At 48.0% G+C, this 9917-nt stretch carries 10 protein-coding genes; 4 read left to right on the forward strand and 6 right to left on the reverse strand.

Features of this window, described 5'->3' with window-relative positions; translation table 11 throughout:
• A partial coding sequence (locus AC0QH1_RS28240; protein ID WP_324634778.1) for a HEAT repeat domain-containing protein occupies positions 1 to 3225 on the reverse strand: 3225 nt, incomplete at its 3' end.
• Positions 3226 to 3395: 170 nt separating this feature from the next.
• Here AC0QH1_RS28240 and AC0QH1_RS28245 point away from each other — a divergent pair.
• Positions 3396 to 3608 (forward strand): hypothetical protein, encoded by a 213-nt coding sequence (locus tag AC0QH1_RS28245; protein ID WP_324634779.1) that lies wholly within the window; start codon positions 3396 to 3398, stop codon positions 3606 to 3608.
• A 293-nt stretch (positions 3609 to 3901) separates the two neighbouring features.
• The gene (locus AC0QH1_RS28250) at positions 3902 to 4075 is read left to right on the forward strand and encodes a hypothetical protein (RefSeq protein ID WP_324634780.1); all 174 of its coding nucleotides are present in this window, start codon (positions 3902 to 3904) and stop codon (positions 4073 to 4075) included.
• A 69-nt stretch (positions 4076 to 4144) separates the two neighbouring features.
• Here AC0QH1_RS28250 and AC0QH1_RS28255 read toward each other — a convergent pair whose 3' ends face one another.
• The 5 genes from AC0QH1_RS28255 to AC0QH1_RS28275 all read right to left on the reverse strand — a co-directional run bounded on the left by AC0QH1_RS28255 (position 4145) and on the right by AC0QH1_RS28275 (position 6743).
• Positions 4145 to 4354, reverse strand: coding sequence for a hypothetical protein (locus AC0QH1_RS28255; protein WP_324634781.1), 210 nt, complete (start codon positions 4352 to 4354; stop codon positions 4145 to 4147).
• A gap of 109 nt (positions 4355 to 4463) precedes the next feature.
• Complete coding sequence (locus AC0QH1_RS28260; protein ID WP_324634782.1) at positions 4464 to 4886, reverse strand: putative toxin-antitoxin system toxin component, PIN family; 423 nt, start codon at positions 4884 to 4886, stop codon at positions 4464 to 4466.
• The gene (gene vap15, locus AC0QH1_RS28265) at positions 4864 to 5100 is read right to left on the reverse strand and encodes a type II toxin-antitoxin system VapB15 family antitoxin (protein WP_324634783.1); all 237 of its coding nucleotides are present in this window, start codon (positions 5098 to 5100) and stop codon (positions 4864 to 4866) included. The genes AC0QH1_RS28260 and vap15 overlap by 23 nt, the downstream gene beginning before the upstream one ends.
• Before the next feature lie 144 nt (positions 5101 to 5244).
• Positions 5245 to 5892: an NACHT C-terminal alpha/beta 1 domain-containing protein gene (locus AC0QH1_RS28270; protein WP_324634784.1), complete on the reverse strand. Its 648-nt coding sequence runs from the start codon at positions 5890 to 5892 to the stop codon at positions 5245 to 5247.
• 359 nt (positions 5893 to 6251) lie between these two features.
• Positions 6252 to 6743 carry a hypothetical protein gene (locus tag AC0QH1_RS28275; protein WP_324634785.1) on the reverse strand — a complete coding sequence of 164 codons (492 nt, stop codon included), beginning with the start codon at positions 6741 to 6743 and terminating at the stop codon, positions 6252 to 6254.
• 427 nt (positions 6744 to 7170) lie between these two features.
• On the opposite strand from AC0QH1_RS28275, the gene AC0QH1_RS28280 reads away from it, so the two are divergent.
• Positions 7171 to 9150 (forward strand): ATP-binding protein, encoded by a 1980-nt coding sequence (locus tag AC0QH1_RS28280; RefSeq protein WP_324634786.1) that lies wholly within the window; start codon positions 7171 to 7173, stop codon positions 9148 to 9150.
• Positions 9150 to 9917: WD40 repeat domain-containing protein (locus tag AC0QH1_RS28285; RefSeq protein ID WP_442957374.1), on the forward strand; the 768-nt coding region annotated here is incomplete at its 3' end. The genes AC0QH1_RS28280 and AC0QH1_RS28285, both read left to right, overlap by 1 nt.

The following is a 9917-nucleotide window of genomic DNA, read 5'->3' on the forward strand; positions in this document are numbered from 1 at the left end:
CCGAGTATAGTTATCCTCAGTGGTTGCGATAAGATTGACCAACGCCGCAACTGCCTCTGGGTTGCCTTGTCCGATTTCTTCTAAACTCTCAGCCGATTCCTCACGGGTATATCTATTCTTAGTAGTGGCAAGAAGATTGACCAAAGCAGCAATGGCTTGAGGATCTCCTTGTCCGATTTCCCCTAAACTCTCTGCCGCCCACATCGGGGTATATTCATCCTCAGTGGTTGCGATAAGATTGACCAAAGTAACTATGGCTTGAGGATTTCCTGGGTCGATTTTCCCTAAACTCTCAGCCGCGCACCTCCGGGTATATTCATTCTCAGTAGTTTCAATAACTTTGACCAAAGCAGCAATGGCTTGAGGATCTCCTTGTCCGATTCTCCCTAAAGTCTCAATCGCTTCCGTTTGAGTATCGTCATTTTCAGTGGTTGCGATAAGATTAACCAAAGCAGCAATGGCTTGAAGATTTCCTTGTCCGATTTCCCCTAAACTCCAAGCCGCCTCCTCACGGGTATCGTCATCCTCAGTGGTTGCGATAAGATTAACCAAAGCAGCAATGGCTTGGGGATTTCCTTGTCCGATTTCCTTTAAACTCTGTGCCGCCCACATCGGGGTCCATTCATCCTCAGTAGTTGCGATAAAATTGACCAAAGTGACAATGGCTTGAGGATTTCCTTGTCCAATTGTCCCTAAAGTTCTAAACAACCACCTTCGGATATCCTTATCTTCAGTCGTTTCGATAAAATTGACAAAAGTGGCGATGGCTTGAGGATTTCCTGGGTCGATTTTCCCTAAACTTTCAGCCGCTTCCTCCAGAATATCTTCATCTGGGCAATTCTCAATAACTGCGCTCAGTTCTGTAATCGCCAGCCGTCTAATGGTTTCAGGTATCACCTTTCTCGCCCCTTCTTTTATCGGGTCGAGAAAAATTCGCCATTCTTGTTTTTCAAGATTGAAGTAACCAAATCCCAACTTCACCACCAGCAGCACAATCTCGGTAGCCAGAGAACAAGCCTTAAACTCATTAATCGCCACAGCAGCCAGCAAATAGGCTTGATCTTCATAAAAATCTCTGACCCCATCTTTAAACTCAACCAACCCCCGAATAAACCCCTCCTTCTCATCCTCCCCAATATCCCAACGCCCCAACCACAACAAAATCACCTGCTTCCACTGCTTCTCAAAAATCCGATACCGCTTCCCCTCCACCGGACAGTCAACATGATCCTTCGGCAGAAAATAATCCCAATCCTCCACCGCCAACGCCGCAAAATACTCCTGAAACGTCGCATGATAAAACCCATACACCTTCTCACGGGGATTTTCCGCCGCCACCCCCACCTCATTCAACCAACCTAACTTTAACGCCAGAGGAAACAACGACCCCGCCGCCTTCGGTTTCCCCAAATGCTCACACACCAACCGATGAGTTAACCGAAATCGACTCGTTTCCGCCTCTAGGGATGCCTTCGCCAACTCTCCCAAAGCCGCATTTAACTGTTCCTTTTCCTCCTCCGTCACCGGAAAAGCCGTTTCCTTCCACCCATAGACGGACTCCACAAACCCCGCATACAAGTCCGCCATCGTTTCCGGTAGCGCATCCTCCACCTTCCAAGTCGCACATAACAAGGTTAACCGCAGGGGATTGCGGCATAAATCCTTAATCCGTTCTTTCCCCGACTCTTGCAATTCTGACCACAAGGATTCCGCTAACTGGACATCCTCTCCCGCCTCCACCAATCCCCGAAACCAGCGCCGGATAAACTCCTGCATTTGTTCATCCTGAAACGGTTGGGTGAGATAGGTTTGAAATCCCTGTAACTGGCTGGGGTTCCCTTGCCACAAATTCAAGCGACAGGTGACAATCATTCGCGCATCGGTCACCCAACCTCGCAATTTTAACGCCTGTTGGTCCGTCTGGCTCATCTCATCCAAGCCATCCAACAGTAACCAGACTGCACCCCCTTTAAATTTCTGCTCCCAGTCGGCTTTAATTTCCTCTCTGGACTGCCCCAATGCCTCTTTAAGCCATTTTTGCTCTAAATACTCTCCCAGGGGTTGGCTGCCCAATTCTGCCAAGGATACCCAAACCACTAAATCATCGGTTTCTTGTAATAACCAAAAGGCTAATTTCTGGAGTAACGTGGTTTTTCCCGCCCCCGGTTCCCCAATAATGGCAAGACGTTTCTCGGTGCGTTTACCAATAACTTTTTTGAGAAACTTCCGATAAGCAAACCGTTTCTCTACTTCCTTTTTCTCCCGATTGTACAAGTCCGAACCTTTTTCCGGGTCAATCTCTTGGGGGTGTTTTTGGTTCTGACTCCGTTTCGGTTTCACCAGGGCTAAATCGACAAATAAATCCTCATCGATTAAATTGCGATTCCCATAAACCTGACCGATAACCGTATTACTGCTTAACGGTTTCCGGTCCAGTAACATCCGACGGCAAATATCTTGCCATTCATCGATCGCATATTCCACCGGAAACCCAGCAATCTCTTGTCCAATCAGGCGTTTAAGTTGCTCATACCCGGTTTGGGAACTCTCCACAATCAGAATAATACTGCCTTCCTCAACTTTGGTAATGGAGAGGGTTTTATCCTTGAGGAGGTTTTGCAGGGTAGTGGTAATTTCCGTGAGTTGCTGTTGCGCGTCTTGATAGTTTCCCTTCAGTCCTAAGATGCAGCGGTTGAGCGTCGCCGTGAGTTGGGGAGGATGGTGAATTTCAGGCAGGTTCCCAAAGGACTCTTTCCATTTATCTCGAATAACCTGTAGGTTCTCTTCTCTCTTCGTTTGATGTTTGAGACAGAGCGAAAACTTCCAATATCCTTGATTTTTGGCTGATTCATGCTCCTTCAGAATCCCCAAATCTCGAAGGCAATCCAGGGCATTTTGAATCAGTTTGTCCCTCGCCGCTTCCAAAATCGGGTTCCGGCGATAGGTTTCTAATAAAACCCCTAACTCCTTCTTAGTAATCCCCTTTTCTATCCGCTTAATCTGTCCATTGCGCTGTTTTTGCTCAAGGATGCCAGACACCCTCAACTCGTCTGCCTTCACCCACTCCAGATTGAACTGAGCTTTGAGTGGGTCTGGGGGAATCGTGATCTCCTCATCAGCCAAAGCCAGCAACGCCGCCACAAAATCCAGACGGTCTTGCAAGTCGTCCGCGCTTTCTCCATACTTGCGGCTTTTTTTGAAAGGCTGACCCGATTTTCCCACCATGACGACCCTCGATAGAAAACTGGTGCTGGCTTGGGGAAACTTGCCCAAACGGGAGAGTTGCCCAAACCAGATAAAGCCAGTTTAGCAAGGGTTTCAGGATTTAACCAGTTGGTTGGATTGGGCTTTAGCCCAAAAAAACACTGACCTCAGAGACACAAATGAGGTCAGTCATGGCTAATCTACAAGACAAATTCAAACAACGGCAAGCCTTAGAAGACGCCTATGGGAATTTCGTAGAACCCTATGTTAATGCGGTGATGGAGATTCCGAACAACCCAGTGCCGACTCCTCCGGTTCGAGTTTGTCAGATGGGGACCTATCGGGTTTCAGGCTGGTTGCTGCTGACGCTGGTCTATTGTTGGTGGATGCGGGGACGGCCATGACTGTGGCGACGACCTTCCCCACCACTTTGGCTCAACATCCCAGAAACCGGGTGTCTTGAAGACACTTGGTTTCTCAACCAGGCGATCGCCTAAATGATCCAGTGGCATAATGAATTGTCAAGGGGCGATCGCGATATGGAGAGAAAATCTGGCTCCCTTTCTAGGTATGGCCACAGTCGCCACGAGCGCGAGGGGTTAGGGGACAATTACTGTAACGGGGGGATGGCTAAAGCGGCGCGTGATGTGCTGCTATAATCGGGTCAAATCCTGAATTGCCAATTGATAAGAAAACTATGGCTAGTATTATTCTTCAGGTTGATGAAGAGATTAAGGCGGCATTTGAACAGGCTAACCCGGAAATCCAGAAACAGTTAAGTCATATTGTTCAGTTATTTTTACGCGGAAATTTATATGACAAGCGTTTAACTGAGGTGATGGCAGAAATTTCAGAGAAAGCACAACAGTGATGATTGGGTAAAGGTTAATACGGTTATAGCTCAATGCTCAGAAACTCGGTTTCTTTGATTCCACGCAGCCTAAGACATTTCTAAAACTTGTTGCAGAGGAGCGGATAGTTCAATGGGCATAAAATAGGAGTTAGGATAGAGGTAATCTTCCCCTGATTCATCAATTATCCGCAGCATTTGATGACGATTCGCTTTTGAGTCAGGTAAGACTTGATAAATCTTGCGAACTTCTAGGGAAGCTGCATAGTCTGTATTTTTAATACATACAACAAATTTCATCGCTTTTACTCCAGTAGATATTTAATCTTGAAGTCTTTGCACCCAATGCCGTGAGCTTCATACCAATAAATCTCGGCTTCACAGACAGTGCCATCTTCGAGTTTTATAGTTAGCAATTTATCTGACTTAAAAAATCTTGATAGGTGACAATTTTTGTGCCTTCAAACTCTTGCAAAATCAATAAATCTGCATCTCCTGTAATCAGAAATTTTGCTTGGCTATCTTGGGCGAGTGCCAAGAGAAAATTATCTTTTTCATCTCGACAAACTGAAACCTCGGATTTGATTTCCACAAACAACGCAATAATCCCCAGGAGTTCCAAAAGCTCAGAGACTTTTTGGGGTGAAAAGTATTTTCTCAACTTAGGTCTTTGCGTCACCCGCCTAATTTCTTCTTGAAGTTGGTCACACAATATGATTTGGATCGTTTCGCTGACCATCAAGGTTTTAAGGTCGGCTAATGCTTGACCAATCAAGAAACTAATCCAAAGATTAGTATCGATAATGACCTTAATGGGCGGTTTGCTGGTCATAAATTTCTGTTCTTACCGCTTCGACTTCTTGGGTGATTTCTGCTAAGGAGATTTCATCAGTCTTGAAGGATTGGAGAAGATGAGTTAGTTTGCTATCTAGCAAGTCTTTGGATAAGGCTTCACTGAGTTTTAATTTATCAGCCTCCGGTAGTTGTTTGACGAGGCTCAACACTTGTTCAAAACTGAGGGAGAGTTGATATTGAGTTGGGTTCATCGTTTTATGGGGTTGAGGATACAGTTATATTTTAACTGGATTTTGAGAAAGCGTTTTCTTTGATGGGGCTTTACTCTTTCTGGATTTCCAGTTTAGCGAAGTGTTCTTGCACGAGGCGATGGATGAAGCGGTAGGGGCTGCCTTTTATCTGTCCAAATTGTGCAACCACTGGAGGAGAGTTGCCATCAAATCCGGGTCGCTTTCTAGGAATTGGGGGAGTCGGCACTCCGGGAGGGGTTGGGGGACAACCACGGCAATGGGGGGATGGCTAAACCGGGCGAGTTGATTGAGGACCGCCATATCAAAGCCTTGAGGGGATGGGTCTGTGGGTTCTTCGTAGAGGATGAGGGCAATTTGATGGTCGCTGAGGTCATCTTCGCAGTAGGCTTGTAATTCGGCAATGGTACGGGGTTTACCGTCGGGACTGGCGGGACAACCTGCTTTTTTCAAGGTGGTGTAGATTTGCAAGGCAGGGTTGCTGGGGTCGCTGAAGCGGCTGCCGTCGATGCAAATGGGTTGGCAATTGAGGGGGTGGGATTGGTTGGCTTGGTTGAGGATTTGGGAGAGAAGGGCGAGGTTGCACTGTTGGGTAAAGGGGGTGGGAGTTGCGGGGGTGTTGTCTTCCGCTTCGGGATGAGGGGTGGTGGGGGGATTGTGCCATGCTTGGTAAAATTCGGGATAGGAGAGATTTTCGGCACAGTTCCAGAAGAGTTTATAACACTCTAAATAAAGGTTAAAGTTGTCTCTATAGGTTTCATCGCTGAGATGGGAGTGAAGAGCAGAAATTATCATTTCTTTTTGTTCCTGGTTAGCAATAGTTCTCTTTAGATACTCAAAATACAAAGAATAATCACCTTCTAAGTAGTCAGATTGAATCAATTCGATTAACCGAGAGGTTGCCAATGTGCTTCCGTGGCAAATACCCTCAAAGGTTTGGTAAAAGCGAATATGACTGATAGGTGATTCTTCATGCGGCTTGTCTCTGGAAATTTTCAATAATTTTACAATGACACTAATTCCAAAATGACTACCCCACTCTACCTCCTTTAAATGCCAATTAATTTCTTTTAAAATATCCTGACTATCATTAGCGCCTATGATACCAACTAAATACTCAGTCGCTCGTTGATTGCTGATTGACTGACAAAAGTTTAAGCGGGTGCTGTAGGAGGGTAAGAGAGAAGCTGGAACTCAAGAGCATAGGAGCGTGCCTGATGCTGTCGTAAGAAGACCGAGTGTAAACAGGTGGCTTGACCGGGTTTGAAATAAAACGTCTTCAGTTGACGCCATCCGCGACCGGGCCGCCAAATCCAGCTATCGTTTTTGAGACGGATGCGATAATGCCAACCCCATTCCTGAGTCAAACCTCTGAGAACCTCTGTATGAGAAAAGCCCCGGTCAGCTAAAACGACCACTTTCACCCCTGAGGGCAAGCGACTAACGGCTTGAGCAAACATCTCTCGGTAATCTCGGTAGGCGACTGAGGCACTTGGGTGTTTGAGAACTCGCCAGACTAGGGGCAAAGTCCGCCCTCGATAGACCACCGCTAGACGCACCAGGCAGTATTGATTCCAAAATAGTGAAGTATCCAAGCTCAGATACATCACGGGGTCTTGCCACTCGGACAGAGCGCCTCGAATCAAGGGGGCGTACAAACGATGAGGGTTCAGGCGAGAGTTATGCAGCCAGCGACTCAGACGACGCTGCTTGCTTTGGGCATAATTGCCTCGACGAGGGATGTGTGGCAGCCATTGAGTGAGATTAACGCTGTCGCTGAAGAACTTGATAAAATAGGAGACAGACGAACCCGCAGCAACCTGGCAGCCGCCACGGGAATTTTAGCTGGGTTAGTCCTGGGTGAAAGCCTGATTCGTGAAATTATTAGGAGAAACTGCGGGATGACAACGGTTAGATGGTCCGGGCTAAGTCGCTAACGCCTGTTCCTGGGGACGCTCGGAGTCGAGACTAAGGGGAAATCCGGTCAGCCTTCTGGGTTCCCCCTCAGCCAACAGCAACTCTTATGCTATCTTAGAACAGTAGTCACTGGTTTCCCCGAGACGGTTAACCCTGATGAACTCCTCTCACCTGCTCAAACTCAATCAAGGACTCCTAGCAGGAACCGCCCTCCTGGGCTTATGTTCCATCGTCACCGGCGGGTTAGCGGGTGAAGCGGCAGGATTAGCCGTTCCCGTCTTAGCCGGATTTTCTAACTTTTTCGCGGGGATGACTGGCAATAATTTAGGCACAGTAATTGAGCGATTCCGCCAGAGTAGCGAGGTCCTGCGGAATGAAGATATCGCCAAAGCGGCAGGACGCACCGTAGCCAAAGCCTTGACCGAAAAAATCAGCCCCAACTATTCCGACAAGGAATCCTTAGATAAATTTGGCGATAAAATCGAGGAATATTGGGTGCAATGGGCCGAACAAGCCCAAACCCTGAACCTGTTTGAAACCCTCCAGGAAGACCAACTCTATCAGATTTTCAGCCAACCACCGGAACAGTTTACCGAGTATCAGGTGTTACCCGAACTGGAATGGCAGGAGGTGGTCACCTGGTTATTCCAACAGGGATGTGAGAGAGGGGTTTTGGGAGATACCCCGGAGAGTTATCAAGATGTCATCACCGATTTGGCGGCGGAATTAGCCCTTAACTTCAATAAACACTTCCGCCAAGTCCTGAAAGACGATGCCAACAACGGCGGGAAAGCCTTTGTGGGGATGTTATTTGACCTCCACGGGGCGACGTTGGCAAAAATTACCGAAATTCAACAATATTTACCCCAACTCGCCACCCGTGAAGATATTTGTCACGCCTTGCAGCAATTAGAAACCGGAATTCGGGATGAATTGGCTCAATTTCGGCAAGCGTTTCAGCAATACTTAGACACCACTCAACCCCAGTTTCCCCTCTCCCAAGATTGTACCGCCATCATTGAGGAAAGAACGCAGGATTTTGTCGGGCGGCGTTTTGTTTTCCAGGCAATTCGGGATTTTTTACAGCAAAAACCTAAAGGGTATTTTGTCCTAGAAGCTGACCCGGGCGTTGGAAAAACCGCAATTATGGCGCGCTTGGTGCAGTTACTGGGCGGGGGTTGTCTCACCCATTTTAATATTCAATCCCAAGGCATTGTCACCCCGGCACAGTTCCTAGAAAATATCTGCACCCAACTGATTCACGGCTATAACTTAAATTATTCCCCCCTACCGGCAAGGGCTACCGAAGATGGCAATGTTTTAGCCCGTTTATTGACAGAAGCGGCGAATAAACTCGCCCCCGGTAAGAAATTAGTGGTGGTAGTGGATGCCTTAGATGAAGTGGATGCAACCGGGCAAAGTAAGGGGAGTAATCTGCTCTATTTGCCCGATTCTTTGGTGGATAAGGTCTATTTTATTCTCAGCAAACGTCCCCAACAATTAGACCTCCCCTTAACTGACTATTTGACCAGGTTTGATTTAATGCAGTATCCAGCAGAAAGTGCGGAGGATGCGCGACGTTATGCCGAGAAACGCTATGGGCGAAGTCCTCAGATTCAGGAGTGGGTAACATCTCGTCAGTTAAGCTCAGAGCAGTTTTTAGGGACACTGGTGGATAGAAGTGCTGACCCGATTAAAGGGGTGCATAACTTCATGTATTTGCGCTATGTTTTAAATGACATTGAAAACGGAATTTATAAGAGTGAAAGTCTGGAAAGTTTACCGCAAGGGTTGCGGCGATATTATCGGAAACATTGGCGATTGATGGGCATGATGGCTGACCCGTTCCCGATTGATAAAGTTCGCACGATTTATGTGTTGTCGCTGCTGCGGGAGGCGGTGTCTCGGCGGTTGTTGGCGGAGTTGACGGAGTTGGCAGAATATCAACTGCGACCGATTTTGCGGGAATGGGAGCAGTTTTTGCGGTTACAACAGGTGGCGGGAGATACGCGCTACACGATTTATCATGCCTCTTTTAGTGATTTTCTGCAAGAGGAGGCGGAGGAGTCGGGGGTGAATTTGGAGGATATCAAACGCCGCATTGCTGACAATTTCAGCAAAGGAGCGCCGCTATGATGACGGCTTTGGGTCAATGGTTGAGGGAGCAGGACTCGGAAAAGCGTTTACATTTGTTGCGCCACCAACCGAGTTATTTTGCCGATGTGGGGGAAGTTGAGCGGTTGCGGGCTTGGCTGACGGATTTTGGGTTTTTGGAGCAGAAGTTAGGTGCGGTGGGGGTTGTTGCGCTGCTGAATGATTTTGATTTGGCGTTGGGGTTGGGAGGGGAGGAAGGGGGGTTAGGGCTGATTCAGGGGGCGTTGCGGTTGTCGGCTCATCTTTTAGAGCAGGATCAAACTAAGTTGGCGGAGCAATTGCTGGGGCGGTTGTTGTCCTTTTCTCAGCCTGAAATTGTTGCCCTATTGGAGCAGGCGAAACAATGGCGTGGAAAACCCTGGTTTCGTCCTCTCACCGCTAACCTCACCCCTCCAGGGGGGCCACTGATTTGCACCTTCGCTGGGCATAGTGGCGGGGTAGAAGCAGTAGCCATTACCCCCGACGGGAAACGAGCGGTCTCGGCATCCTATGATGAAACCCTGAAACTGTGGGATTTGGAGACGGGGACGGAACTGGCCACCCTCACCGGGCATAGTGACGATGTAAATGCAGTAGCCATTACCCCCGACGGGAAACAAGCGGTCTCGGCATCGGATGATACAACCCTGAAACTGTGGGATTTGGAGACCGGAACGGAACTGGCCACTCTAAAAGGGCATAGTGACATGGTATGGGCAGTAGCCATTACCCCCGAAGGGAAACGAGCGGTCTCGATATCGTATGAGAAA

Source organism: Phormidium sp. CCY1219, assembly GCF_055795085.1.

Coding starts and splice junctions, on each gene's coding strand:
- AC0QH1_RS28255 (WP_324634781.1), bottom strand. CDS start 4,354: ATGAAATTTGTTGTATGTATTAAAAATACAGACTATGCAGCTTCCCTA.
- vap15 (WP_324634783.1), bottom strand. CDS start 5,100: ATGAACCCAACTCAATATCAACTCTCCCTCAGTTTTGAACAAGTGTTG.
- AC0QH1_RS28245 (WP_324634779.1), top strand. CDS start 3,396: ATGGCTAATCTACAAGACAAATTCAAACAACGGCAAGCCTTAGAAGAC.
- AC0QH1_RS28270 (WP_324634784.1), bottom strand. CDS start 5,892: ATGATAATTTCTGCTCTTCACTCCCATCTCAGCGATGAAACCTATAGA.
- AC0QH1_RS28280 (WP_324634786.1), top strand. CDS start 7,171: ATGAACTCCTCTCACCTGCTCAAACTCAATCAAGGACTCCTAGCAGGA.
- AC0QH1_RS28260 (WP_324634782.1), bottom strand. CDS start 4,886: ATGACCAGCAAACCGCCCATTAAGGTCATTATCGATACTAATCTTTGG.
- AC0QH1_RS28250 (WP_324634780.1), top strand. CDS start 3,902: ATGGCTAGTATTATTCTTCAGGTTGATGAAGAGATTAAGGCGGCATTT.